The sequence below is a fragment of the Paenibacillus sp. Y412MC10 genome, from assembly GCF_000024685.1.
Classification (GTDB): domain Bacteria; phylum Bacillota; class Bacilli; order Paenibacillales; family Paenibacillaceae; genus Paenibacillus_AQ; species Paenibacillus_AQ lautus_A.
In genome coordinates this window covers 4,052,183-4,076,604 of record NC_013406.1, presented here as the reverse complement: position 1 = coordinate 4,076,604, position 24,422 = coordinate 4,052,183, and the positions used below count along the sequence as shown (strand labels likewise).

At 48.4% G+C, this 24,422-nt stretch carries 26 protein-coding genes; 21 read left to right on the top strand and 5 right to left on the bottom strand.

Annotated features, from left to right (window positions below; genetic code table 11):
• Positions 1–239 precede the first annotated feature (239 nt).
• The 3 genes from GYMC10_RS17530 to GYMC10_RS17520 all read left to right on the top strand — a co-directional run bounded on the left by GYMC10_RS17530 (position 240) and on the right by GYMC10_RS17520 (position 1,574).
• Entirely contained in the window at positions 240–692 is a 453-nt protein-coding gene (locus GYMC10_RS17530) for a hypothetical protein (protein ID WP_015735754.1), read from the top strand.
• A 166-nt stretch (positions 693–858) separates the two neighbouring features.
• A complete protein-coding gene (locus GYMC10_RS17525; RefSeq protein ID WP_015735753.1) occupies positions 859–1,341 on the top strand; it encodes a DUF2975 domain-containing protein in 483 nt (160 codons plus the stop codon).
• An 11-nt stretch (positions 1,342–1,352) separates the two neighbouring features.
• Positions 1,353–1,574 carry a helix-turn-helix domain-containing protein gene (locus GYMC10_RS17520; protein WP_015735752.1) on the top strand — a complete coding sequence of 74 codons (222 nt, stop codon included), beginning with the start codon at positions 1,353–1,355 and terminating at the stop codon, positions 1,572–1,574.
• Positions 1,575–1,697: 123 nt separating this feature from the next.
• Here the strand turns inward: GYMC10_RS17520 and GYMC10_RS17515 are convergent, their stop codons facing one another.
• Both GYMC10_RS17515 and GYMC10_RS17510 read right to left on the bottom strand, forming a co-directional pair.
• Entirely contained in the window at positions 1,698–3,161 is a 1,464-nt protein-coding gene (locus GYMC10_RS17515) for an Msr family ABC-F type ribosomal protection protein (RefSeq protein WP_015735751.1), read from the bottom strand.
• A gap of 121 nt (positions 3,162–3,282) precedes the next feature.
• Positions 3,283–4,494 carry an MFS transporter gene (locus tag GYMC10_RS17510; RefSeq protein ID WP_015735750.1) on the bottom strand — a complete coding sequence of 404 codons (1,212 nt, stop codon included), beginning with the start codon at positions 4,492–4,494 and terminating at the stop codon, positions 3,283–3,285.
• A 510-nt stretch (positions 4,495–5,004) separates the two neighbouring features.
• Here GYMC10_RS17510 and GYMC10_RS17505 point away from each other — a divergent pair.
• The 3 genes from GYMC10_RS17505 to GYMC10_RS17495 all read left to right on the top strand — a co-directional run bounded on the left by GYMC10_RS17505 (position 5,005) and on the right by GYMC10_RS17495 (position 7,667).
• On the top strand, positions 5,005–5,712 hold the full coding sequence (locus tag GYMC10_RS17505) for a DNA alkylation repair protein (RefSeq protein WP_041622011.1): 708 nt from the start codon (positions 5,005–5,007) through the stop codon (positions 5,710–5,712).
• Positions 5,713–6,043: 331 nt separating this feature from the next.
• Positions 6,044–6,655, top strand: coding sequence for a glycoside hydrolase family 11 protein (locus GYMC10_RS17500; protein ID WP_041622010.1), 612 nt, complete (start codon positions 6,044–6,046; stop codon positions 6,653–6,655).
• 172 nt (positions 6,656–6,827) lie between these two features.
• A complete protein-coding gene (locus GYMC10_RS17495; protein ID WP_015735747.1) occupies positions 6,828–7,667 on the top strand; it encodes a formylglycine-generating enzyme family protein in 840 nt (279 codons plus the stop codon).
• A gap of 23 nt (positions 7,668–7,690) precedes the next feature.
• Here GYMC10_RS17495 and GYMC10_RS17490 read toward each other — a convergent pair whose 3' ends face one another.
• Positions 7,691–8,032 carry a winged helix-turn-helix transcriptional regulator gene (locus tag GYMC10_RS17490; RefSeq protein ID WP_015735746.1) on the bottom strand — a complete coding sequence of 114 codons (342 nt, stop codon included), beginning with the start codon at positions 8,030–8,032 and terminating at the stop codon, positions 7,691–7,693.
• 105 nt (positions 8,033–8,137) lie between these two features.
• On the opposite strand from GYMC10_RS17490, the gene GYMC10_RS17485 reads away from it, so the two are divergent.
• The gene (locus GYMC10_RS17485; protein WP_015735745.1) at positions 8,138–9,058 is read left to right on the top strand and encodes an arginase family protein; all 921 of its coding nucleotides are present in this window, start codon (positions 8,138–8,140) and stop codon (positions 9,056–9,058) included.
• 106 nt (positions 9,059–9,164) lie between these two features.
• Here GYMC10_RS17485 and GYMC10_RS17480 read toward each other — a convergent pair whose 3' ends face one another.
• A complete protein-coding gene (locus GYMC10_RS17480) occupies positions 9,165–10,037 on the bottom strand; it encodes a hypothetical protein (RefSeq protein ID WP_015735744.1) in 873 nt (290 codons plus the stop codon).
• 289 nt (positions 10,038–10,326) lie between these two features.
• Between GYMC10_RS17480 and GYMC10_RS32770 the strand changes: the two genes are divergently transcribed.
• The 12 genes from GYMC10_RS32770 to GYMC10_RS17425 all read left to right on the top strand — a co-directional run bounded on the left by GYMC10_RS32770 (position 10,327) and on the right by GYMC10_RS17425 (position 21,508).
• A complete protein-coding gene (locus GYMC10_RS32770; protein WP_015735743.1) occupies positions 10,327–10,431 on the top strand; it encodes a DUF6254 family protein in 105 nt (34 codons plus the stop codon).
• Positions 10,432–10,641: 210 nt separating this feature from the next.
• Complete coding sequence (locus GYMC10_RS17475; protein ID WP_015735742.1) at positions 10,642–11,115, top strand: MerR family transcriptional regulator; 474 nt, start codon at positions 10,642–10,644, stop codon at positions 11,113–11,115.
• Entirely contained in the window at positions 11,105–11,551 is a 447-nt protein-coding gene (locus tag GYMC10_RS17470) for a hypothetical protein (protein ID WP_015735741.1), read from the top strand. Before GYMC10_RS17475 ends, GYMC10_RS17470 begins: the two co-directional genes overlap by 11 nt.
• 287 nt (positions 11,552–11,838) lie before the next feature.
• Positions 11,839–12,615 (top strand): TerC family protein, encoded by a 777-nt coding sequence (locus GYMC10_RS17465; protein WP_009592465.1) that lies wholly within the window; start codon positions 11,839–11,841, stop codon positions 12,613–12,615.
• A gap of 396 nt (positions 12,616–13,011) precedes the next feature.
• Complete coding sequence (locus GYMC10_RS17460) at positions 13,012–13,341, top strand: ArsR/SmtB family transcription factor (RefSeq protein ID WP_015735740.1); 330 nt, start codon at positions 13,012–13,014, stop codon at positions 13,339–13,341.
• Positions 13,338–13,736, top strand: a complete 399-nt coding sequence (locus GYMC10_RS17455) for an SRPBCC family protein (RefSeq protein ID WP_015735739.1) — start codon at positions 13,338–13,340, stop codon at positions 13,734–13,736. The genes GYMC10_RS17460 and GYMC10_RS17455 overlap by 4 nt, the downstream gene beginning before the upstream one ends.
• A 139-nt stretch (positions 13,737–13,875) precedes the next feature.
• Positions 13,876–16,131: an ATP-binding cassette domain-containing protein gene (locus GYMC10_RS17450; RefSeq protein ID WP_015735738.1), complete on the top strand. Its 2,256-nt coding sequence runs from the start codon at positions 13,876–13,878 to the stop codon at positions 16,129–16,131.
• Between the two features lie 14 nt (positions 16,132–16,145).
• Positions 16,146–16,853: an FAD-dependent oxidoreductase gene (locus tag GYMC10_RS17445; RefSeq protein ID WP_015735737.1), complete on the top strand. Its 708-nt coding sequence runs from the start codon at positions 16,146–16,148 to the stop codon at positions 16,851–16,853.
• A 121-nt stretch (positions 16,854–16,974) separates the two neighbouring features.
• Positions 16,975–17,343, top strand: a complete 369-nt coding sequence (locus GYMC10_RS17440) for an iron chaperone (protein ID WP_015735736.1) — start codon at positions 16,975–16,977, stop codon at positions 17,341–17,343.
• Positions 17,344–17,452: 109 nt separating this feature from the next.
• Positions 17,453–18,349: an effector binding domain-containing protein gene (locus tag GYMC10_RS17435; protein WP_015735735.1), complete on the top strand. Its 897-nt coding sequence runs from the start codon at positions 17,453–17,455 to the stop codon at positions 18,347–18,349.
• 271 nt (positions 18,350–18,620) lie between these two features.
• Entirely contained in the window at positions 18,621–20,831 is a 2,211-nt protein-coding gene (locus GYMC10_RS17430; RefSeq protein WP_015735734.1) for a heavy metal translocating P-type ATPase, read from the top strand.
• Positions 20,822–21,508 carry a sulfite exporter TauE/SafE family protein gene (locus GYMC10_RS17425; protein ID WP_015735733.1) on the top strand — a complete coding sequence of 229 codons (687 nt, stop codon included), beginning with the start codon at positions 20,822–20,824 and terminating at the stop codon, positions 21,506–21,508. The genes GYMC10_RS17430 and GYMC10_RS17425 overlap by 10 nt, the downstream gene beginning before the upstream one ends.
• Before the next feature lie 7 nt (positions 21,509–21,515).
• Here the strand turns inward: GYMC10_RS17425 and GYMC10_RS17420 are convergent, their stop codons facing one another.
• Positions 21,516–21,923, bottom strand: a complete 408-nt coding sequence (locus tag GYMC10_RS17420) for a FixH family protein (protein WP_015735732.1) — start codon at positions 21,921–21,923, stop codon at positions 21,516–21,518.
• A 365-nt stretch (positions 21,924–22,288) separates the two neighbouring features.
• Here GYMC10_RS17420 and GYMC10_RS17415 point away from each other — a divergent pair, with 365 nt between their 5' ends.
• Together GYMC10_RS17415 and GYMC10_RS17410 are read left to right on the top strand one after the other, a co-directional pair.
• Positions 22,289–22,717, top strand: a complete 429-nt coding sequence (locus GYMC10_RS17415) for a disulfide oxidoreductase (RefSeq protein WP_041622206.1) — start codon at positions 22,289–22,291, stop codon at positions 22,715–22,717.
• Between the two features lie 343 nt (positions 22,718–23,060).
• Positions 23,061–24,416 (top strand): cytochrome ubiquinol oxidase subunit I, encoded by a 1,356-nt coding sequence (locus tag GYMC10_RS17410; protein WP_015735730.1) that lies wholly within the window; start codon positions 23,061–23,063, stop codon positions 24,414–24,416.
• Positions 24,417–24,422 lie beyond the last annotated feature (6 nt).

Sequence of the window (24,422 nt, the reverse complement as noted above, 5' to 3'; positions counted from 1 at the left end):
ACGACTTCCCTCCGTCTGTTATTTTGTTTTTCCTATAAGCATTGCACTGGTACCGCAACTCGGCTTGAAACATCGTGAAGAAACGCATGGGTTTAACAACTCCTTAACAGGAACCATTTTTTTTGAGTCGCTTTACCAAACGATAAGCCTTGTGTTTTGATATAGTTATGGAAGAAGCTGCCGAGACACTCGAAAACAATCTTGTCATTTAATGACTTACCACGAGGGAGGAGATGCGGATGAGCAAGCGCTTTTGGTATGTCTTTTTGGCAATCTGCGTCCTGATCCTGCTTAGCGCGACGGCATATTCGGCAAGTCAAAACCGCACCTCGTTCAAGGAGTTGGTCCTTGATCAGCTGAAGGAGTCCGGCGCGATCCGTGAGCTGGACATTGTAAGAAACCAGAACCGCCCGAACGAGCAGCAGATGAAAATGACGGATCAAGCGGAGATTGATCGCATCGTGAACGGCTTCTCGGAACTCAAACTTCGTAAGAACAGCGTAAGGGATCACAGCGGCGACGAATTTGAGATCCGGTTGAGTACCGAATACGGCCCGACCTTCACAATAGTCGTTTATAGTCCAGACCATATACTGATTTATAACCATTCGAGCAAGCATAAAAGATACGGCAAGGAGTATAAAATCGTGAGCGATTTCGCTTCAGGCGTCTTTGAATCCCTGTTCCGGTAACATTTTGTGGATGAAAGCATTCTTCTTAATGAAGAATGCTTTTTTTCTTTTGCAGAATAAAATCGTGTAACAGCAATAATATAATTAAAAACAATAATGATTTATTGTAAATCGATAAATTATATGTTAAAGTCAAAAATGAAAATATCGAAGTGAGGTGCTCTTGATGAAACAAGTTTCAACGCTCTTTTTAAAGGTGGCTGTTATTCTTATCGGTATTCCGATTCTTGCTTTGTGCATCTTTTTGGTGCCGGAGATCGCGAATTTCGCTGCCGAGCTGTATCCGGATATGAGTTATATTAAATATCTCGTATTCATCGATTTTTATGCCGCGGCGATCCCGTTTTACTATGCGCTGTATCAAGCCTTTAAGCTTTTAAGTTATATTGATAAGAACAAGGCGTTCTCGGAATGGTCTGTACGAGCTTTAAAAATTATAAAATACTGTGCAATCACAATCAGCAGCTTGTTCGTGGTTGGCCTGCCGCTGTTCTATCTTGTCGCGGAGAAAGACGATGCCCCGGGCATCATCTTGATCGGATTGGTCTTGATTTTCGCCTCCATGGTGATTGCCGTTTTTGCCGCCGTCCTTCAAAGACTGTTACAAGAAGCGATCGATATCAAATCGGAAAACGACTTAATAATCTGAGGTGAAACGACATGGCCATAATAATCAATATCGATGTGATGCTGGCTAAACGAAAAATGAGCGTTACGGAGCTTTCGGAGAAGGTTGGAATAACGATGGCCAATCTTTCCATATTGAAGAACGGAAAGGCAAAAGCGATTCGATTATCGACTTTAGAGGCGATTTGTAAGGCTTTGGAATGTCAGCCCGGAGATATTTTAGAATATCGAATGGACGAAGACCAGCTGGAATAAAAATGGAGCATCCTAATTAAACGCAAAAAGGCTTAGGACCCGCCATAAAAGGCTGCCCTAAGCCAAACGGTTTACACAGCGAAACAACATACCCTATTATCCGCTTGAAGACCCGAACGGTGATTAAGCCCTCTGAATGATTTTTTTGTCCTCGATTACATATACGGTATCGGCTACGTTCTCGATCAAACGGACATCGTGCGATATGAATATGATCGTTCCCGCATAGTGCATCATCAATTGTTCCAGCGCTTCCACCGCAGGAAGATCCAGAAAATTGCTGGGTTCATCCATCAGCAGGATGTTGTACCGTCCTAACAGCATTTTGGCAAGCTGCAATTTCATGATTTCTCCGCCGCTCAACACGGATAAAGACTTTCTTACGTCCTGTTGAGAAAATCCCATCGATGCCAGAACGGCTCGGATATCCGACACTTCATAATCACTGTCTTCCAACATGAACTCCATAACCCCTTGATCACGGTCAAACTTGTAACCCGTTTGGGCAAAATAGCCGATTTCCGCTTTAGGGGATACGGAAATACCATGCTCACGATGGAGTATCATCTTGAAAAGCGTCGTTTTCCCGGATCCATTCGCGCCGGTGACCGCAATCTTGGCGCCCAATGGAAACTGGAAGGTGGCCTCCTCGAAAATTTCCTTGCCCTCAAACTGTTTGCAAATGTCTTTCCCTGTAATCGGAAACGGATGATGAAGCTCCAAAGCTTTGCTTTGCCGAAAACGGATGGATCGCATGGCTTCAGGAGGTTTCACCTCACCAAGCGCTTGGATTCGATGCTCCATATTTTTAGCGGCATTATGGAGCTTTTTCTGTTTGCTTCCCGTCGATTTTTGATGAGCCAGACGGCCGCCGCCTTCGGAGCTGTTTTTTCGTGAAGCGCCCTTGGCCTTTTGATCCACTTTTCGAGCCTGGCTAAGCTTTTCGGTAATAGCTTTCTCCAGCCGCTCCCGTTCCGCAGTAAATTGCTTATATTTTGCAGCCTGACTATGCCGCTCCTCTTCTTTTTGGCGCAGGTAATCGGAATATCCGCCCCAGTACTCCGTGATTTTTCCCTCATTCAACTCCCAGATCTTATCGACGACTTGGTCAAGGAAATAACGGTCGTGACTGATGATGAGCAAGGCGCCGGAATAATATTTAAGCTGGTGGATCAGAAAGTCTATGCCATCCCGATCCAGGTGACATGTCGGCTCATCGGCAAAAATTCCGTGCACCTCTCCGGAGAGGGCCTGTGCTATTTTTAGCCGTGTTTCTTCACCGCCGCTCATATATTCCGCTTCACAGCTCTCAATTCCCAGCTTGCCGATTAAAGCGTAATCTTGAATCTCCTGTACAATGACATCATCCAATTGGGGAATATAACGGAAGTTGCCTTCCCGAATGACAGTACCTTGGGACAAAGGAATTTCCCCCAGCAAGGCTTTTAGCAGTGTGCTTTTACCTGCTCCGTTCGCGCCTACGAGACCGATTCGGTCATAGTCGTAAAGCTCTAGTCCATCAATGTCCAGTACATCGCGCCCCGAATATTCCACAACCATATCTTTTGCTTTTATCAAAAATCCCATATGGATTCCTCCTTCAAAAATCGCAGTTTCTGTTCGCAGGATCGCCTGCGATTGAAGAAGAGAGGTTTAAATAAAGAAGAACCAATGGATGGATCTCATAAGAATTTGCCTCATTTCATATTTATTTGTCTGAATTTCGGATAGATGGAAGCAGCACGCATAGAACTGCAATTCCTATGATGCATAGCCCAGATAACATAAACCACGTATGAATTCCAATTCGATCAGCAAATATACCCGACACGATTAATCCGATCGGCATGGCGAAGGACATCATGCTGCCCAATAAGCCGAATACACGCCCTAAATACTCAGGTTGAATTTTCTCTTGAATCAGGGCCATCTGTACGCCATTGTAAAACGGGCTTGAAAAGCCCATCAATGCGCTGCACAGAACGAAGATCAGGAAGCCGTGGATCGGCAGCAGGCCGGAAATGAACAAAGCAATTCCCATCAACGATATGGAAAAAATGATGCTCATCGCTCGGTTCTTGAAGCCGCCCCAAACACTAAGCAACAAGCTGCCAATCAACATTCCAAGAGCAAAGACGATTTCTACGATCGAAGCGTGGGTTGCCGTCCCGCCGAAATAGCTCATGCTCATTAAGGGAAACAATGCGTTGATTGGCATAAAGACAAACATATACAGCGCACCAATCCAGAGCAATGCAAACAACCCCTTGGATTCCCGGAAAATACGAAATCCTTCTTTTACTTCCTCGAAAAATTTACCTTTAACATCTTCGACCGCCGTAACTTGCGTCGGGATAGCAACCATGGCCACGGTGGAGCTGGCAATCAATGCACCTAATACATCCATGGCAATAATGGCGTTTAATTCCCATGTTGCATATAGGAAAGCTCCAATAGCTGGGCTTAGAATATAACTCACAGATTGTACCGATTGGCTGTACCCAGCGCATTTCGTTAATTGATCTTCCGGTACCAGCAAAGGCGTTACGGCACTCAAAGCAGGCGTGTGAAAAGCCGTTCCGATACTACGGACAAATAACACGATCATTACGACCCATACTGGTAGATCGATGAAGAATGCGACCATGGCCAAGGCAGCACCAGCGGCTGCTACCATAAGGTCTGCACCGATCATAACCAATTTCCGATTCCATCGGTCAACCAAAACACCGATCATGGTTCCCAAAACGGCTTGAGGCAAAAAACCTACCATGGTTGCCATGGAAAGCACCATAGCTGATCCTGTAGTCTCGGTTAGGTGCCAAATGATAGCCATTTGAAGGACGGCGCTCGTAATTAGTGAAACCGCCTGACCTGCCCAGATCGTAAAGAAATTTCGCTTCCAATTTTGTTGTATCATGTCCATTCTCCCTGTATTTTTTATTGTCCGGCTGTTTTTTGGCAATAAAAAATACAGATTCGAGTCCACAATGGGGCTTAAATCTGCATGAATAACGAGAGAAGATGGCGATACAAAGGCATAGCAAAAAAGCTAACCGTGTCGCAATCTATGTCTACATACGCAGGAAATAAGCAGCTCAAAAAAAGCCCACATTGTGGTTGGAAAATCCGCTTTTTTATTGCCAGCTTATCTTATACGCATGGAATGTAACATAGATCACGAGCCTCCTCATAAATGATACGTTGAATCATAACATCGACTGCCATTACTGTCAATACAGCAGGAGCAACCTACCATAACAAGGAGCGGGCTGTTCAAAAAGAGTTGACGCAACATGGTTAACTTTGGTTGTAAGGCTGCACAAGCCGACTTATGATATAATTTTTCGTAATTAATATATTTCCATCCTTACCCGGATATCTACGTGATTTGTGAATGAATACTGTACAAAAAAGGAAGTGGATTATATTGGAATTCGACGTGGTTATGCAGGAACTAGAGGCACTCGGCAAGGAACGGATTAAAAAAACCTATATGAGCAATGGTGCACAGGAGCCGCTTTTTGGGGTTGCTACTGGCGCAATGAAGCCGTTAGCAAAGCAAAACAAGAAAAATCAACCTTTAGCAGAGCAGCTTTACGCCACCGGCAATTATGACGCGATGTATTTTGCCGGCATTATTGCAGACCCCATGATCATGACGGAAGCCGATTTCGATCGTTGGATGGATCGCGCTTATTTTTATATGTTGTCAGATTATGTGGTTGCCGTGACTTTGGCCGAAACGGAAATGGCTCAAGCTGTTGCCGATAAGTGGATTGCTAGCGGTGAAGAGCTTAAAATGTCGGCAGGCTGGAGCTGCTACTGCTGGCTTTTGGGTAACCGTGCGGACGCTGCATTTGATACCGTCAAGATCGAGAGCATGCTCGAACAGGTGAAAGACACGATCCACGACTCCCCTGAACGAACGAAATCCGCTATGAACAATTTTATATACACCGTAGGGGTTTCTTATTTGCCAAGCCATGATAAGGCGGTAGAAATCGCGAAGGCCGTCGGCCCAGTCGAAATCAAAAGGGACAAGAAGAAGAGCAGCATCCTGCTGGCTTCCGACAATATTCAAAAAGAGATCGAGAGAGGGAAGATCGGATTTAAACGCAAATATGTAAGGTGTTAGGAACGTCTGCAATAGGAAGAATCGAGCTCAATCGAATAGGGACAAAATATAAGCATGCATAAGTCGCGGGAAACGCGGCTTTTTTTGTTTATGGTATCGGCAAGGTTAGCGGCAAGTTATCAACGAATATCCGTAGCGCCCCATTACTTACTATAATTACCAAGATAATCTATACATCATATTTAATTTGTTAATTTTTATGTAACCGCTGTCATCCTATAATTTGTTTAGAAAGGAGGTAAAAGTAAAAAAAGAGAATCATTCGACATTCGGTTGTACAGAGCAAACATAAAAGAGGAGGTAGATTATCATTAAGTTTAGTAAAAAGGTAATGACGCTGGTGCTGGCAGCTTCCATGAGTTTTGGTTTGTTTGCAACAACCTCAAACGCAGCGACGGACTACTGGCAGAATTGGACCGATGGCGGCGGAACGGTCAATGCCGTTAACGGCTCCGGAGGCAATTACAGCGTAACGTGGCAAAATACCGGGAATTTCGTTGTCGGCAAAGGCTGGAATACCGGATCGCCGAACCGGACGATTAACTACAATGCCGGCGTCTGGGCGCCATCCGGCAACGGGTATTTGACGCTCTACGGGTGGACGAGAAACTCGCTGATCGAATATTACGTCGTTGACAGCTGGGGGACTTACCGGCCTACCGGAACGCATAAAGGCACCGTAACCAGCGATGGGGGCACCTATGACATCTATACAACGATGCGATACAACGCGCCCTCGATTGACGGCACACAAACATTTGCCCAGTATTGGAGCGTTCGGCAATCGAAGAGAGCTACAGGCGTAAACTCCAGCATCACGTTCAGCAACCACGTGAACGCATGGGCAAGCAAAGGAATGAATCTGGGAAGCAGCTGGTCTTACCAGGTGTTAGCGACAGAGGGCTATCAAAGCAGCGGGAGCTCCAACGTAACGGTGTGGTAATCAACCATCAATCATAAGTAAGCCGTCATCCTAACCAATCCGTTATCCGGATGCGTTGCAGGCCGTTCTCTGTTTGAGCAGCGGCCTTCGACGTTGCCGGAGGCGAGTTGCGAACCGGGGCATGACTTATCGGTTCTATCGGTTCTTCTATCAGCTTAAAGGAGATCTATCCATGAGAAAGCTATGCTTGTTTCTTTTTATAGCAGCAATGCTTGTGATCGGTGCTTGTTCGCAGGATAAACCTGATAAGAAGGAAGATCTTGTGTTCGTAGAAGGTGGGCCTATTAAGAACAACAAGTCCAACTACGCTGGACAAAGCGTGTCGGTATCGAGCTTTTATATCGGCAAATATGAGGTCACTCAAAAAGAGTGGGAGGAAGTCATGGGGAGCAATCCCTCGGAATTCGTAGGGGATCAATTGCCGGTTGAAATGGTGAGTTGGTATGACGTTGTGGAGTACTGCAATCGAAGAAGCATACAGGAAGGATTCGAACCGTATTACAACATCCACAAGGATGAAAAAGACGCAAATAATAAGAATGATAATGATCATATCAAATGGACCGTAACGATCAATGAGGGAGCTGACGGCTACCGGCTGCCTACTGAAGCGGAGTGGGAATATGCTGCAAGCGGTGGCCAGGCGAGCAAGGGTTACGCATACAGCGGAAGCCATAATGCCGACGAGGTTGCATGGTATTGGAGAAACGCCGGAGATCAGTACTTATCCGGAGATTGGAACTGGCCCGTCATCGAGAACAACCATAATCAAACCAAATCGATCGGCACCCAGAAGCCCAACGAGTTAGGCATATACGATATGTCAGGCAACGTTAGGGAGTGGTGCTGGGACTGGTACGGCGACTCGAACAGCCAGAGCGGCATCTTTCGGGTGGTGAAGGGCGGCGGCTGGATCGGCGACGTCAGCAACAACGAGATCTCGTTCCGAGGCAAATTCGATGCCAATGGCTTTGGCCCGGATCAAGGGTTTCGGGTCGTTCGCGGAGCGTAGTCAAGGAGCCAGCCGTTCCGATTTTAATCGTATTGATTCTTTACTCCCCACTCGCATAACCCTTCCAAAACGGGTAATAGCGTTACCGCTTTATCCGTGAGGCTATACTCGACTTTAGGGGGGACTTGAGGGTATTCTTTCCGTTTCACGAGTCCATCCGCCTCCAATTCCTTAAGCTGCGAACTCAATGTTTTGTAAGTAATGGCGCCGATCTGTCTCTTCAGATCATTGAAGCGGACCGTTTGGTTTTCTGCAAGAAGGTAGATAATGACCATTTTCCATTTGCCGCCGATCACGGACACCGTATAACCAAAAGGCGTATCTTGAATATTCTTAACTTTACCTTTAAATTCAGCCATGCTCATATTTACACTATCCTTTCGGGTAGTACCTTTCAAATAAGTGCGTACTACTTTTTTATTTGTGCTCAGTCTATACTAACCTTACTTTGAAGTAAAGGAGACAACAGCATGACTAAAAAAACGAAAACGATACGCCTGTTAATGCCGCAATGGCAAGGGGGGAACAACCCCAACTACTCTTTTGGTGCCGAACTGCTTGCTTGGCTGGCTCCGGATAATGATCAACCCCTTATCCATGTTCCCGTCCAAACCTATGATGGAACGCCTCTTGTAAACGAGAACGGTATGAATGGCAGAACACAGCTGCTCGAACAGTTAAAGGCGGCTCATCATCTTATCCATGCACATAAGCCGGATCGCATTGTCATGTTTGGCGGTGATTGCTTGGTCGAACAAGCTCCTTTTGCCTATTTGAACGAACGATACGACGGGGAGTTAGGTTTAATCTGGATCGATGCTCACAGTGATTTGGTGAGGTATGTAGGCTATGACAACGGGCATACGGTACCGCTTGGGAATCTGTTGGGAGAAGGGGATGAGGAGTTTGCCAAACATGTGAACATCCCTCTAAAACCCGAAAACGTCTTTATTGCAGGATTAGCAACGCCTACCGAACAAGAAGCCAAGGTGATCTCGGAAGGATTCCAAAAGCTAGGCATCGGTTTTGCGGAGCTGGACACAGACATGATTCAGAGGCTGGGCATTCGAACTGCTGGCACCGAGGAGTTGAAGAACAGTACTGCGCCTATTAAAGCGTGGATTAAAGAACGCGGCATTAAGCACCTGGCCATTCACCTCGATCTGGACGTGCTTGATCCCAAGGCATTCCGGTCTTTGCTGTTCGCCAATCCTGAAGAACCCTTCAATTTATCTCCCCAGGGAACCATGCAATTGCCGCAGCTGCTTCATCTGCTGAAAGAACTGTCTGAAGAGACCGATGTCGTGGGTTTAGGGATCACGGAGCATCTGCCATGGGATTCTATTTATTTGAAGAAACTGCTGGGTGAAATGCCTATTTTAAATAACTAAAAGCCACTAACCGTTTTATCATAGATGGATCATACGGGACAGAAGTCGCAATGATCAAAAAGGAGGTTTCCTGCAGGCTTAATAGGAAACCTCCTGTCTCGATCATTCAAACCCAATCGCCGAAAATCGCGCGGGCTTTGTTCCAATCGACGCCCATGCTGCCTTGCCAGCCAGCCCAAGGCATCTCCATGTCGGAACGGCCCTTGGTGTTGTCCAGTGCAAACTCGGCATGGATGATTGTTGCTGTGTCCGTCCAGCGGTCCGGAGCGAGCTCCAGGATGCGGTTGGGGAGCACGCCCACCCTAGCTAGCGCCTGGAGCATGCCACGGCGAATGCCCGCGTGACCCTTCAAGATTTTTTCGCCGGTTAACCGCTTCTCATACTGCCCTGGCGTTTCGCCAGCCTCGGCCCGGTCCAAGCTCTGCAGCAGCTTTCTGAAGGCGTGCTTGTCATTGTCCGTTGCCTCAACGGGCTCTTGCTCCAGCAGTTCGACCAACTCGGCCATATCCACGTATGCGCCGAAGCTTGACCCGCTGTAATTGTTGCCCAAATGCATCGCGTAACGTATGTAAGACAGATTGTCCCAGCCTTCATGGCTGTGGCTGAAGCCACAGACCTTGCAAGCCCGAAGCCATTCGGGTTCCACGTAAGCGTGGGGGCGTGCATGAATCATGGCGTGATAACTGGCCAGCGTGGATATGCCTCGGGGCCAGCTTCCACCCACCCCTGCAACAAAGGCATTGCCAATGCTGGACCAGGTCAAGCGAACGTTCGAACGCAGCTCGATCAGTCGGCCCATGATTTCGTCATGCCGAATATACTGCGGATCGTTTGCGACCCATCCGCTGGCCTCCAGCAGCTCCTGCTCTGCCGCAGTAAGTGTTTCTGTATTATATATGCTTACTTCACGCTCCCTGTCATAGTTGTAATTGGTATGATGGTACAGCTTTTTCAACATGCGCATTTGTTTGTTGTCCATGGAAGCTCCTTTCATTCGACGCGGGTTGCACCCGCTCTTCAGGTAACGACGGGTTGTCCATATTCCATTATAAACGGAACAAGCAGCGTAGGACATGCGTTTAAAGGACCAAGCAGAATTGAGCGATAGATGAGCGATCCAATGAGCTTCTCAATGCCATGAAGGTCCTGGGCTTCGCGCGAGTAAAACACGTGGTGTTGTGCATCCTATTTTCATGAATGAACCAAGCCGGGGAATGACAATATAAGATGGTAGTATACATCTCTGTTTCCAAAGGAGGATATCTGTCATGGCTCACCAGAAGAGAAGGAAAGAAGCTGCCTGGAAGTCGCGTAAGCAAGAACAGCATCCCCATGGTAAAATCAAATCGCTCAAGGAACTGTCCAGCGAATAGGTTGGAGAGCATACTACTTGGAAATCAAAAGACTGCCCGGTGAAAGGTACCGGCAGTCTTTTTTATCCTCAACAATCCTTTCCACGTAGTTATTTGTACTTCTGATCATGGTTGCACTAGTAAGTCTAGATTAGATATGACATAAGGTAATGGTGAACTCGTAAAAAAGTGACTTGACACTGGAGTTTACTCCAATGTTATTTTGAATGCATGAAACCATTATATTCAATACAAGAAGTTTCGCAGATTCTTGGAATCCCCAAGGATACACTTCGCTACTATGACCGAATTGGAATCGTATCGCCGGCCCGGGAAGACAATCGGTACCGCAGGTATTCGAGGAGGGACCTCATGGATTTGATGAATATTCAAATCCTGCAGTTTGCTGACTTGTCCCTTAACGAAATCAAGGGGAAGTTTCGATTCCACGGCATGGAGGAGGTTGACCCAGCAGAATGCCTGAAGGTAGCTTCGTTCCTTGATGCCAAGAATGCGGAAACGCGCGAGAAGATTACTCAACTGGAAAAGGTCAGTCAATTGCTTGAGTTAGCAGCCGAAACGCTAAGGGATCTTAATCATGAAAGCGACCGGCGGCTGGCAGCGTTCGTTCGCGAGATTTACCAAACGATTCGCAGGAAGGAGAATGGAATTTCCGAGGAGGGATGTCTTGGACATGAAGATTAAGAATCCATATTATTTAATTGCCGGTATTCTTGCCGTACTATTTGCCATTACGCATGCTTGGAACGGACAATCCGCTGTACTGCCGACACTTCACGCGAGCGAGATCGCCTTGGATTCCGAGATCATATTCACGTATGTCTGGCATATCATCACAGCGGAGAATCTGGTCTTCGGTATCGCGTTCATTCGCATGGCATTCCAAGGCGAACGATCGAAAATCCAGGCAGTTGCATGGATGATTGTATCGCTGCTGATCGTACGACTGATGGTCATTTTAGGCATAACGGCAGTTCAAAATGTTTCGTCATTAACGGACACGGTAGTCGATTCGGTTGCGATCGTAATATATGTCATCTTCATCCTGTTGGGCATTAAAATGAAATCAAAAGAGCCCAAGGATTCAACGCTACTGTCAAGTAAGCGATCCCGGCCCTGATTTGACCCCGGCATATCGATCCATGTTCGATCAAGAGATGTTACCTTCAGCCCCCAAAATGTGGTTTGGTGTTTTTGACCGCCGAATAATGCGAAGCGTTTTGTTTCAAAATAGCATAACCTATAAAATTTTTTTCATTATGATGCCTAATGAATGAAACGAGACATTACTTGACAACGTAATAACGACAGGGAGCAGCGGTGCAATCAAAATTCATTAGCTGAAACGTGGAGCTTGAAGCAACAAATGGGTCCTGAACATTCTAACATAAGAGAGGGGAAGTACCGTTGGAATCACTTTGGTTGGAGTATGCCTGGGCATTACTGATTCTTATCGGTTTGGAAGGTTTATTATCGGCGGATAATGCCCTTGTGCTGGCGGTTATCGCGAAGCACTTACCGGAGGAACAAAAGAAGAAAGCCATCAATTACGGAATCATCATGGCCTTTGTATTTCGCTTCGCCGCCCTGTTTGCGATATCGTTTATCGCGAACGTCTGGCAAATACAGGCGATTGGAGCGGCTTATCTCCTATACCTCGGATTAAAGCACATCATCAAAGCCCGTTTTGGCAAGGAAAACAAAAATATTCGCGAGGACATAAAGAAAGATGCCGCTGGAAAAGGCTTCTGGCCGACCGTTGGAAAGATTGCGGTTGCGGATCTCGCTTTTGCGATTGATTCCATTCTTGCTGCTGTGGCTCTGGCACTGGGCCTCCCAGATTCGCCGCTACCGGATTTCGGCGGGATGGACGGAGGACAATTCCTGGTTGTCGTGCTTGGCGGGATCGCAGGGCTTGTCCTGATTAAATTTGCGGCCACATGGTTTGTTAAGCTGCTTGCTCAACGGCCGGCACTGGAGACCACGGCATATGCCATCGTGGCATGGGTCGGCGTCAAGCTCGCTGTGATCACCCTGGCCCATGAAGATATTGGCGTGTTGGCTCATCATTTCCCGCACAGCACAGGCTGGACCGTCGTTTTCTACGGGGTCTTGGTCGCGATTGCTCTTCTCGGTTGGTTTGCCCCCTCGAATAAAAGGCACACTCAACCTGATCCGCTTTAGGTTGACCTAAGTAAACGAGGCAGTGGAATCGAATTCCACTGCCTCGTTTTATACTTTTCAGATCATAAAAATCCCGAGCCCGATCGATTGACACGACACCAAATGGTGACCTATAATCAAAATGTCACTAAATGGTGTCCGATTACTGAAAATATCGATAAAGTAGAAATTCAGCACCGAGGAACAGCTTATCAATGATAGGGTTACACTTTGATCAGACGGACACAACTCCATTTCATGGACGCGTGGCAAGGATATAGGGCTTAAAGTTTTCCATTTGTTTGCTGCTTCGATTCGCAAGCACTGGCCCCGCGAACGCTCGTCCGAAGGGCCGCACTCTATAGGGGCGGCAAATGAACGGCTGTCCCTCGGCAGTAATATGGAGGAGAGGGTGTTGTGAACGAGAACTACCAGTCGCGCGATGTGTTTAACGCCATTGCAGACCCGACCAGGCGCCAACTGATCCATCTGTTGGCTGAAGCCGATGAGCTGCCGCTGCATGAGTTAACGGCACAGTTTCAAATGGGCCGTACTGCGGTGTCCAAACATTTAACCATACTTAAGGAAGCCGATCTGGTACATGACCGAAAAGTCGGCAGAGAAACACGTTTCAGGCTTAACGCCTCTCCACTCCGAGAAGTTCAAGATTGGGTGGCTTTTTACAACAAGTACTGGAATGCCAACATGCTGCGTTTAAGCCAGCTATTAGAGGAGGAAGATGAATGAGCTTAACACTGTCTATGGATTTTCCGTTCAAAACATCGATCGAGAAGCTGTGGTTAGCCATCACCGATTCAAACCAGCTTGCCAAGTGGATCACGGAAAATGATTTTAAACCCGTCGTAGGGCACCGATTTCAATTTCGCCATGAGCCATCCGAATGGTGGGATGGGATTGTTGAAGGCGAAGTGCTTATCGTGGACGAGCCGAATCTTCTATCCTATACCTGGGCCACCGGTGAGGAAAGACATACGGTTACCTTGACGCTGCAGGATTTAGGAGGCGGAAAGGTTAACCTTCATCTCGAACAAATCGGATTTTCCAACGTTCATGGGCTCGAGGGGGCTAAGCATGGATGGAGTGCATGGGTCGCCAAGCTTGAAAAGGCATTGGCAGATTAACCGCATCCATAGAGGACGTTCATTGAACCTGCCGGCCCGCATCGATATAACCGGCTGCATGCTGCTTGCAGCCGGTTTAATTCTTGGACGAATCATTTGAAAAATTGCTTAAAACACCCATATCGGAAGGATGTTATGCATGAGCGAAACAAATCAGGAGTATATCGTGCTCTCGGGTGCGAGGGAAAACAATCTTAAGAACGTATCCCTGCGCATTCCCAAGCGGAAGATCACGATCTTCACCGGTGTATCCGGATCCGGCAAATCGTCGATTGTCTTCGATACGATCGCCGCAGAATCCACGCGACTGCTGAATGAGAACTTCAGCATGTTCGTTCGTACGTTCCTGCCCCGCGTTCCCCAGCCGGATACGGACGCAATCGAGAATCTGAGCATGGCCGTTATCGTGGATCAGAAGCGGCTTGGCGGCGGTTCCCATTCCACGATGGGCACCATTACCGATATTTCTCCCATTCTCCGTCTTTTATTCTCCCGAGTGGGTCAGCCCCATATCGGACCCGCGCATTTATTCTCCTTCAACGATCCGCAAGGCATGTGCCCGGAGTGCAACGGAATTGGTCGCAAACTTGGCGTCGACATGAGCAAGGCAGTGGACATGACCAAGTCGCTGAATGAAGGTGCTCTGATGCTGCCGGACTATTCGGTGAACGGCTGGGAGTGGAACATGATACTGCAATCGGGCGATTTTGATCCGGACAAAAAGCTGAGCGATTATTCCGATGAGGAATTGGAGCATCTCCTGTATGCCAAGGCAAGAAAAGTAAAGATGGATTTCGCCGGTAAGGCAACGAACATTACGGTGGAAGGCGTCATTGAGAAGTTCACCAACAAATACATCAAGCAGGATGTGAAAACGAAGTCCGAACGCACGCAGAAAGCCGTGATGCCATTTATCACGGAGGGTCCGTGCCCCAGCTGCCGCGGCGCAAGACTCAGCCAAGCGACGCTGAGCTGCAAAATCAATGGACTCCACATTGCGGAGATGTCGGCCATGGAAGTCGGCCAGCTGATCCGCGTTATACGCGAGATCGATGATCCGATAGCCGCACCGATCATCAAATCGTTAACGGAGCGTCTGCAGCATCTGGTGGATATCGGCTTGGATTACTTGACGCTGGACCGCGAGACGGATACCTTGTCGGGCGGCGAGTCGCAGCGCGTCAAAATGGTCAAGCATCTGAGCGGCAGCCTCGTGGATGTCACTTACATCTTCGATGAGCCCAGCGTTGGCTTGCACCCCCGCGATGTACACAGGTTAAATGAACTGCTTCAGAAGCTGCGCGACAAGGGCAACACCGTGATTGTCGTTGAGCATGATCCCGATGTGATCAAGGTGGCGGACCATATCGTCGACGTTGGGCCTTACGCCGGCAGCCGCGGCGGTACCATCGTATATGAGGGAAGCTACTCCGGACTTCTGGAGTCTGCTACTTTAACAGGGACCCATATGAAGCGGCCACTCCAGCTGAAGCACGACTGCAGGCAGCCATCCGGCAAGCTGCCCATCAAGGATGCCACGCTGCACAATCTAATGAACGTGAGCGTCGATATTCCGACCGGAGTGCTGACCGTTGTTACGGGTGTCGCCGGCTCGGGCAAAAGCACCCTGATCAACGAAGTATTTCTCAGCCAGCATCCGGATGCAATCGTCATCGATCAATCGGCGGTAGGCGTATCCACGCGCTCGAATCCAGCCACGTACACGGGCATAATGGATGATGTTCGTAAAGCATTTGCTTCGGCGAACAAGGTGAACCAGGGTTTATTCAGCTTCAACTCGAAGGGAGCCTGCGAGAACTGCCAAGGGCTTGGCGTATTGTATACGGACCTTTCCTTCCTCGACAGCGTAAAGCTGCCATGCGATGTGTGCGGGGGGAGACGCTTCAAGGATGAGGTACTCGAGTACAAACTGAACGGCAAGTCGATTGCCGAAGTGCTGGAGATGACGGTGGAGCAGGCACTGGACTTTTTTGAACTCAAAGAGGTTGTTCGCAAGCTTCAGGCCATGAGCGATGTGGGATTGAACTATATTACGCTCGGCCAGCCGCTCAGCACGCTCTCGGGCGGGGAGTGCCAGCGCATCAAGCTGGCAAGCGAGCTGCATAAGAAAGGCAGCATTTACGTGATGGACGAGCCGACCACCGGTCTGCATATGTCGGATATCGGCCACCTTCTGGAGATCATGAACCGTCTTGTGGACGCAGGCAATACGGTAATTGTCATCGAGCATAACCTCGAGGTGATCAGCCAAGCGGACTGGATCATCGACATGGGACCGGACGGAGGCAGCAAGGGCGGACAAGTGGTGTTCGAGGGCACGCCGGCGCAGATCACTCTAGCGGAGCAGTCGATTACGGGAAGATACTTGATGTAACGAGGGGTGAGATCATGGGTTTTATTAAAGATTTTCTGTCCATAATCCAAAAGCGGGAATTGATATTTATAGAGAGCAGCAAAGAATCGGAAGACGTGTACACTTTTTCATTCGAAAAAGGACAAGATTTAACATGGAAAGCAGGGCAATACGGTTTGTTCAGCATTACGCATAAAACCATGAAGAATGCTACAAAGCCATTCAGCATCAGTTCTGTTCCAACAGAGAACGTTGTTAGCATAACAACGCGCATCGGGGACAACCCAAGCGATTTCAAAAGGGCGCTGCTGGAATTAAAACCAGGCATGCATATGAAAATGAGCGGTCCTGTAGGGTCCTTCCATTTGGATCCTCAAAGTCCCTCGCTCCTGATCGCGGCCGGAATCGGAATGACGCCTTTTCGGTCAATTTTAAAACAAATAACGGCAGCCGGGAATGGTGAGTTGAAACCCATACAACTTCTCTATATGGATAGCAAGAAGTCCTATCTATATAAAGATGAACTTGATGCAATAGCCAGCCATCCTTCGATCCAGGTATCTTATCTTGATTCAAGAAATGATTTAGATCAGGAAATCGATAAGTTCATCGCCCAGCATAAGGATCATGGCAAGTATTTGGTCGCTGGGCCGAAATCCATGGTGGAGTCGGTTACTGCGTACTTGCAAAGTAAGGGTGTGTCCAAGCGGAATATCAAAAAGGATGCTTTTTTTGGATATTAGCAATTGATTTTTACTGATCGTAAAGAGCGGAATCCATGGATTATAGAGAAATCGTGGATAGAGAATTAGCTTAAGCATTATCGCCACATGGATGGCGTCATTTATAGAAGGAGGAAACAACATGGAGGTTTTTGCAGATTTTTTAGCGAAAATCGATAACCCGCAGCATCGGGCGAGAACCGAAGAAGTTTTGGGGTGGGTCGCTGAGAAATTTCCGAATCTGATTCCTAAAATTGCGTGGAATCAGCCAATGTTCACCGACCACGGCACATTTATCATTGGCTTTAGCGTAGCCAAACCTCACTTGGCGGTTGCCCCTGAAAAGGCAGGGATACATCAATTTTCGGATGAAATCGTCCAGGCCGGCTATGATCACACCAAGGAGCTTGTCCGTATTCGGTGGGATCGTCCGGTTGATTTCTCATTGCTGGAGAGAATGATCGAGTTTAATATGCTGGATAAGGCAAACTGTACGACGTTTTGGCGCTGAGAAAAAAGCATCTGCCCGTAGAAACGGGTAGACGAAACTTTACTGAGCACAAATAGTTGCGCTGCGATGCCATAGCAAAACTATACTTTGGTTGAGAGGAGGGAACCAGATGGATTGGCTTATGAGGATGAATCGGGCATTGGATTACATCGAGATGAATTTATCCGAAGAAATTGAATTGGCTGAAGTGGCTCGTAAAGCTTGCTGTTCGTCACATCAGTTTAAGAGAATGTTCTCGTTCATAACGAATGTGACACTTGCGGAATATATTCGGCGAAGACGTCTCACCCTTGCGGCTTTTGAATTGCAGAATAGCGACGCTAAAGTCATTGATATTGCCCTGAAATACGGTTATGAATCACCGGTTTCTTTTGCGCGGGCTTTTCAAATGCTGCATGGTGTCAATCCAGCAATAGCTCGTCAAGAAGGGACCGCTCTAAAGGCCTATCCTCGGATTTCCTTCCTCATTTCAATCAAAGGGGCAGAGGCTATGAATTATCGTATTGAAACGAAGGAAGCCTTACAGATCTTTGGAATCGAAAGAGTGTTTCCAATAAACGGAGATGGCGAAGCGGTGGCTTCGCCCGCAGAATTCTGGAAGGAAAGCCATGCTAATGGCGAGGTTGAAAGACTTGCTGTCCATGCAGGCGACTTGCCTTCTTTTTTAAACAAGGATTTATATAAAGTACATGCGGTTTGCAGTTACAGAAAAACGGAAAATGACTCTTTTCCGTACATGTTGTGCGCATTTAAAAGTGACTCCAGTGATACAAACGGATACACAAACATAACGATACCCGCGCATACTTGGGCTGTTTTTTCATCGGATCCATTCACATGGGACAGCTTTGATGAGATCATTGAGACGTTATATCGACGATTCTTCTCAGAGTGGCTTCCTACGGCGGGATATGAACAAGTCGATGGAATGGAATTTGAAATCTACGGCGGTAGAGACGGTCTTAATTACGTTGAACTATGGTTCGCTGTAAGAAAGATAGCTTAAATTTAATTTCTAAGCTGTCATTAAGGAAATAATGGATCGAGAAGAGACAACATATTATGACTCAAAAAGTCGCGTAATACGCGGCTTTTTCGATTCAAGAACAATAAAGCTATCATTTCATGGCGGCCAGTCTTTGTGATTGATCGCCTTTGCCATGTTGATAGGGCAGGTGTAATTTGGATGGCTCTTTATAGCTATTCTTAATATTCGAACACCTTCATACAATTTATGGACGAGCGATCCCATGAACGAGCGCCGGAGGTGAGCGAATATGAAACTGGAGCAATTACAAGTAAGTGGTATGACATGCGCGGCTTGTGCAACCCGAATTGAAAAAGCGCTTCGCAAGGAGAAGGGGGTTCAAGCTGTTCATGTCAGTTTGGCTTTGTCTCGGGCTACCGTTCACTACGAACCGAGGGAAATTGGAATGCAGGCGATCACCGCCAAAATTGCAAAGCTCGGCTATAAGGCAACGGGCAAGCTCTCGCATCCCCAAGCAGGAATAGAAGCCGAAACTCGCGCCTATCGCACCCGGTTCGCGATCGCTGCGTGTTTGTCCATTCCGCTTTTGTGGGCGATGCTGGCCCATATTTTCATGTGGTTTCAACCATGGACGCCGAATTTATTCATGGAGCCCATGTTTCAATTCCTGATTGCGACGTTTCTTCAGTTTGGCGTGGGCTATCCATTTTATTACGGCGCTTATCAAGCCTTCATCCATCGCAGCGCAAACATGGATACCTTGGTTGCCATCAGCACGTCCGTTGCTTACTTCTACAGCCACTACGCGATGTTTCATGCCGCACACGATGCCTCTCACCCCACCCTGTATTTCGATACGATTGCCATGATTATGACCGTGGTTTTGTTAGGCAAGTGGCTGGAGACCATTGCCAAGGGAAAAGCGCTGAAACAACTGAGTGCCTTATACTCGCTTCAGGTGAAGCTGGTTCGGGTGTTGCGACAGCATGGCGAAGAATGGATTACGGCAGATCAGGCACAAACAGGGGACCGCATTATGGTGAAGAGCGGAGAATGGATATCCGTTGACGGTGTGGTTCATTCGGGAACGGCGGATGCGGATGAATCGATGATGACAGGCGAAAGCACGGCGGTGACCAAATGCAGCGGAGACCGCGTATATGCCGGAACCCGTTGTTTGGTCGGGAGTCTGCATATCATGGTCGATAAGAAGCATAAGGAAACCCGACTTTCCCAGATGATTGCACTGATCGAAGCCGCGCAGCAGAGCAAACCGGCCATTCAAAGAACGGTTGACCGCATTGCGGCGGTTTTTGTACCGGTTATGCTGGGCTGTGCGGCGGTAACATTTGCAGGATGGCTATTGTTTTCCCATGGCCCTGATCTCTCTGAAACCGCAATGCGTCACGCGTTATCTGTTTTACTGGTCGCTTGCCCTTGTGCGCTTGGACTGGCAACCCCGATTTCCATCCTGATTGCAACCGGATCATCTGCCCAAAAGGGCATTCTGTTCAAAGAGGCGCGCTCCTTGGAAAGGTTGCGGCAAATCGATGTCGTATTGCTGGATAAGACGGGAACGCTGACCGAAGGCTTGCCGCAGCTTGTTGCCATCCAAACGGCTGGACAACGTGACGCAGACGTACTTCGCCTGACCTCGGCTCTAGCTTCTCTGTCCATGCATCCACTGGCGCAAGCCATTGTGAAAGCGGCGAAAGACCAACAGGTCCCCATTCCGGAAGCAGCCTCGTTCCACGAACGGCCGGGAAAGGGAATGGAAGGCGATGTGGAAGGAAACAACGTATGCGTGGGGAACCGGAAATGGCTGGAGGAAATGGGCATTCGCTTTTCGGAGGAAAAGAGGTTTGGATTACATCAGGAAGCGGCCTCCGGTCATATAAGACTTTATATAGCCATGAACGGGACATGGATCGGTACGTTTGATATGGCTGACAAACTCAGACGGGATGCGCGAGGCGTCGTGCATGAGCTGAAGCAAAAAGCCGAAGTGTGGATGGTAACTGGCGATGAGGAGCGAACAGCGCTGACCGTGGCTGCCGCGACAGGCATTGAGCTGGTACGCGCCGGCATGCTTCCTGAACAAAAGCTTGCGTTCATACGCGAGCTTCAGCAGCAAGGTCGTTCCGTGGCCATGGTCGGCGACGGCATCAATGATGCGGCTGCGCTGGCCGCCGCCGATGTCGGCATCGCCATGGGCGGTGGAACGGATGCAGCCAAACAGGCAGGAGACGTCGTCCTGATCGGAAGCAGGCTATCCCGAATTCCGGAAGCCTACACCTGGAGTCGTTATACGATGCGGAATGTTCATCAGAATCTACTCTTTGCACTATTGTATAACGTCCTGACCGTACCTTTGGCTGCATTCGGTTATTTGGACCCGCGCATTGCATGCATTGGAATGGCGGCAAGCTCGCTGCTGGTTGTCGGCAACTCGCTGCGGCTCCAGCTGTGGGGAAAACGGGGGGCGAGAGCATGGCCTTGACCGGAAGCGGATTACCGTTAGTGGCATTGGCAGGATTAATGGGGGCGCCGCATTGTCTGGTCATGTGCGGGGGAATCGTTTCTTCTCTGGCACTTGGAAACCAAAGCTCTCCGCTGAAATCCGTATTGGCCTACAATGCGGGCAGAGTTATCACCTACATGGCCATTGGCGGTTTTATGGGAGTGGTGGGCTCCTTCCTGGATGTGGCCGGCAGCTTTGTCGGTTTCCAAGGAGCAGCCAGCATCATTGGAGGAATGCTCATTCTGCTCTGGACCATTCGCCGCTACACATTGCCCATATATAACGCTCATCTGCCGAGACATCCATTTTTTCAAGCGAAACTGGCACGGCTTGGTCAGCGTTATGAGATGCTTGCGACTTTTTTAACCGGCATTCTGCTTGGTTTTCTTCCATGCGGCTTAACCTATGCGATGCAGATGAATGCAGCGGCATCCGGATCCGGCCTGGAAGGTATTATGATTATGCTGGTGTTTGGACTTGCGACATTTCCGATCCTGTTCGTGGTGGCGATGTCTGCCGGCAGCCTGACGAAAAAATGGCGCAGGGGCATGCGCAAATTCGGCGGATTTTTAGCTTTCCTGATGGGAATCCTGTCTATTTTAAAAGGACTAAGCGCCAATGGCTGGATACCGGGCATTCACCCGTGGCTATGGTAAGTGGAGCTCAGCGAACTTTGAACAACGTCCTTACTTTGACATGGCGATCTTCCCAACGCAGAACGGCTTCGGCCTCCCAGAGGCCTTGCATCACAGGGATTGCCGTCGCGCTGTAAACGCCTGGCTTGGATTCGACGACCTCTGCGGGGAACACCCCGCAAAACATATCCGGCATCGCGATGTGAAGTTCAATGTCAGCATCGGTAATCGGCTTCTCGGGAAGCTCGGTCACGAAGAGCTCAAAAACGGTTTCCTGCATGGGTTCAGCAGCAGACGAAACGGTTTGTATTTCCATACGCAGCTGTCCATCGGCATAAAGATCCTTCGTTGGAGTACGATCCTGAACCTGTTGAAACATCAGGATGGCCGCGATCGTGCAGATCAGCAGCAGAGCAATCCCCCATTTGGTCTTCATTCTATCCCTTCCTTCACCTGAAAGCATAAGCTTCCCTCATAGGTATGTAACAAAAGCTCAGAACATGCAAAGTGGGTATTCTTCAATGGAGTGTACAAACCATAAAAGATTTTGTCCCTATTAGCGGCAAAATCTTTTTTTTATTCGCTGGTTTACTTGATACGTTAACATGATGTGTCCATTCACAGAACAAGCTGGCCAGAGCAGCTTATAGCCCAAAGGAGCCATTTTATTATATTTATAATTAAGCGAAAATGAGAAATGTCATCAGCTCGAAGGAAGAGTGGGACGAATTGCAGACCGTAAGATCACATCCATTTCGATATGATGTCGAAACACCAATAGAAGGGACGAAGTTTGAAACCATGAACAAAACCGGAGTTTGGTTGTTTTTTGCCTGGACGGTCGCCACAGTGGCCACTAGCGGAAGTTTGTTTCTAAGCGAAGTGTGGCATTTTACGCCTTGCGTCTTATGCTGGTACCAAAGGATTTTCATGTATCCGTTAGTCATTGTGCTGGGAATCGCAGCTTACCGGCAAAAGACAGATATCGTCCCGTACGTCCTGCCACTGATTCTCATTGGGGGAGGGATATCGACATACCATATCGTCATCCAAAAACTTCCGCACGATCTGAGCGCGGCGGCATGCGGGCCGGTGTCCTGTATGGACGACTACTTGAATTGGTTCGGTTGGTTGACCATCCCGATGCTGGCACTCGCAGCATTTATACTCATAATCTTTGCATTGTTACAGGCTAAGCGTTCGCAGAAACAAGAAGCCGCTCAAGCATGAATTTGTAACATCAACAGGTGGATGGTTATCCGTCATCACAAATAGAATTGTAGTTGTAAGAACCCCGTTTCTTGATCCGCTCATGGGCTAGAAATGGGGTTCTTTTTCGGTTATATGCCACTGCCGCGAATACCATGTATCGTCTGACAATGCAATGGCTCGAACGAGTGGTTTTCTTGTTTTTCACCGAGATGTCAGAAAGATTCGATCCTTTCATGAACGGAGCGCTGATGTGATTCAATTGTGATCATGCTTCGTTATAATAGCCTTTGAATATCGGGTAAGTATAGGTTAGGGTCTGACCCGATTCGAATGAATTGCGTTTGAAAGGAGACATTCTGGCATGGTCGTAGATACGGTGCTGTGGAGCAGATGGTTAACAGGGTTAACCTTGGCATTTCATGTCATATTCGCCACGGTCGGCGTCGGTGTTCCATTAATGATTGCAATTGCCGAATTCGTCGGCATACGAAAGAAGGATGCGCACTACATTCTGATGGCCAAGAGATGGACGAGAGGATTTGTCATTTCCGTGGCCGTCGGCGTTGTAACCGGAACGGCGATTGCCCTGCAGCTGGCATTGGTATGGCCGAACTTTATGCAGTTGGCAGGAAACGTGATCGCTCTTCCATTATTCATGGAGGTTTTTGCTTTCTTTTTTGAAGCCATTTTCCTCGGCATTTATTTGTACACGTGGGATCGCTTCCGCAATCCGTATGTTCACTGGCTGCTAACGTTACCCATTGTAGCCGGCGCAAGCATGTCCGCTTTTTTTATCACGTCGGTGAACGGTTTTATGAATCAGCCTGAAGGCTTTGTTATGGAAGCCGGTCACTTTACGGCGGTTAATCCGCTGCAGGCGATGTTTAATGCGGCAACGCCCTCCAAGGTGTTCCATGTATTATCCTCGGCCTACTTGACGGGGGCAGCCCTGCTGGCGGGCATTGCGGCTTATATTATCCTTAGAAAAGGAGCGTCGGCGTATTACAAAAAAGCGTTGAAGCTGATGATGGGCGCGGTGCTGGTCTTCAGTATGCTGACCACTATTGCCGGCGATATGTCGGCAAAGTTTTTGGCGGAGCATCAACCGGAGAAGCTGGCGGCCGCAGAGTGGCATTTTGAAACGGAACGCGGCGCGGATTTGATCCTGTTGGGACGGCTGAACGCCGAGCAGAAGGTCATGGGGGCTCTTCACATTCCGAAGGCGCTCAGCTTCCTGGCCTTTGGCGACTTTAATGCCGAGGTGAAGGGGCTGGAGGAGTTTCCGCTCGATGAGCGCCCTCCGCTGCTCGTGCATTATTTGTTTGATATGATGGCCGGCATCGGCTTTGTGATGCTCGGCGTTGCGTTCTTGTATTTCTTGTTCGTGATGTGGAAGAAACGGAACGAGCTCAACAAGTGGCTGCTTCGGGCCATCGTTCTTAGCGCGCCGCTGGCGTTCTTAGGGGTAGAGCTGGGCTGGTTCTATGCCGAAGTCGGTAGACAGCCGTGGATTATCCGCGGATACATGCGGGTTGAGGAAGCTGCCACCTCCTCGCCGAATGTGAGGGTTCTCTTTTTCCTTTTCCTCCTTCTGTATATCGTGCTGGGCGTCATGTGTATTTTTGTGCTGCGGCGCTTATTCCGTAACAAGCCGGCAGAAGCCGAGCTTGAAGAACTGTCCAAAGAGAAGCAAATTCATTCCATGGAAAAAGGGTGAGCCGTT

What these genes read in the sequence shown, in the direction of transcription:
- GYMC10_RS17425 (WP_015735733.1), top strand. Translation starts at nt 20,822, where the DNA reads ATGGCCTTGACCGGAAGCGGATTACCGTTAGTGGCATTGGCAGGATTA.
- GYMC10_RS17435 (WP_015735735.1), top strand. Translation starts at nt 17,453, where the DNA reads ATGGATTGGCTTATGAGGATGAATCGGGCATTGGATTACATCGAGATG.
- GYMC10_RS17525 (WP_015735753.1), top strand. Translation starts at nt 859, where the DNA reads ATGAAACAAGTTTCAACGCTCTTTTTAAAGGTGGCTGTTATTCTTATC.
- GYMC10_RS17475 (WP_015735742.1), top strand. Translation starts at nt 10,642, where the DNA reads ATGAAACCATTATATTCAATACAAGAAGTTTCGCAGATTCTTGGAATC.
- GYMC10_RS17470 (WP_015735741.1), top strand. Translation starts at nt 11,105, where the DNA reads ATGAAGATTAAGAATCCATATTATTTAATTGCCGGTATTCTTGCCGTA.
- GYMC10_RS17520 (WP_015735752.1), top strand. Translation starts at nt 1,353, where the DNA reads ATGGCCATAATAATCAATATCGATGTGATGCTGGCTAAACGAAAAATG.
- GYMC10_RS17510 (WP_015735750.1), bottom strand. Translation starts at nt 4,494, where the DNA reads ATGATACAACAAAATTGGAAGCGAAATTTCTTTACGATCTGGGCAGGT.
- GYMC10_RS17515 (WP_015735751.1), bottom strand. Translation starts at nt 3,161, where the DNA reads ATGGGATTTTTGATAAAAGCAAAAGATATGGTTGTGGAATATTCGGGG.
- GYMC10_RS17495 (WP_015735747.1), top strand. Translation starts at nt 6,828, where the DNA reads ATGAGAAAGCTATGCTTGTTTCTTTTTATAGCAGCAATGCTTGTGATC.
- GYMC10_RS17420 (WP_015735732.1), bottom strand. Translation starts at nt 21,923, where the DNA reads ATGAAGACCAAATGGGGGATTGCTCTGCTGCTGATCTGCACGATCGCG.
- GYMC10_RS17415 (WP_041622206.1), top strand. Translation starts at nt 22,289, where the DNA reads ATGAACAAAACCGGAGTTTGGTTGTTTTTTGCCTGGACGGTCGCCACA.
- GYMC10_RS17530 (WP_015735754.1), top strand. Translation starts at nt 240, where the DNA reads ATGAGCAAGCGCTTTTGGTATGTCTTTTTGGCAATCTGCGTCCTGATC.
- GYMC10_RS17410 (WP_015735730.1), top strand. Translation starts at nt 23,061, where the DNA reads ATGGTCGTAGATACGGTGCTGTGGAGCAGATGGTTAACAGGGTTAACC.
- GYMC10_RS17480 (WP_015735744.1), bottom strand. Translation starts at nt 10,037, where the DNA reads ATGGACAACAAACAAATGCGCATGTTGAAAAAGCTGTACCATCATACC.
- GYMC10_RS17485 (WP_015735745.1), top strand. Translation starts at nt 8,138, where the DNA reads ATGACTAAAAAAACGAAAACGATACGCCTGTTAATGCCGCAATGGCAA.
- GYMC10_RS17445 (WP_015735737.1), top strand. Translation starts at nt 16,146, where the DNA reads ATGGGTTTTATTAAAGATTTTCTGTCCATAATCCAAAAGCGGGAATTG.
- GYMC10_RS17430 (WP_015735734.1), top strand. Translation starts at nt 18,621, where the DNA reads ATGAAACTGGAGCAATTACAAGTAAGTGGTATGACATGCGCGGCTTGT.
- GYMC10_RS17490 (WP_015735746.1), bottom strand. Translation starts at nt 8,032, where the DNA reads ATGAGCATGGCTGAATTTAAAGGTAAAGTTAAGAATATTCAAGATACG.
- GYMC10_RS17440 (WP_015735736.1), top strand. Translation starts at nt 16,975, where the DNA reads ATGGAGGTTTTTGCAGATTTTTTAGCGAAAATCGATAACCCGCAGCAT.
- GYMC10_RS32770 (WP_015735743.1), top strand. Translation starts at nt 10,327, where the DNA reads ATGGCTCACCAGAAGAGAAGGAAAGAAGCTGCCTGGAAGTCGCGTAAG.
- GYMC10_RS17455 (WP_015735739.1), top strand. Translation starts at nt 13,338, where the DNA reads ATGAGCTTAACACTGTCTATGGATTTTCCGTTCAAAACATCGATCGAG.
- GYMC10_RS17500 (WP_041622010.1), top strand. Translation starts at nt 6,044, where the DNA reads ATGACGCTGGTGCTGGCAGCTTCCATGAGTTTTGGTTTGTTTGCAACA.
- GYMC10_RS17450 (WP_015735738.1), top strand. Translation starts at nt 13,876, where the DNA reads ATGAGCGAAACAAATCAGGAGTATATCGTGCTCTCGGGTGCGAGGGAA.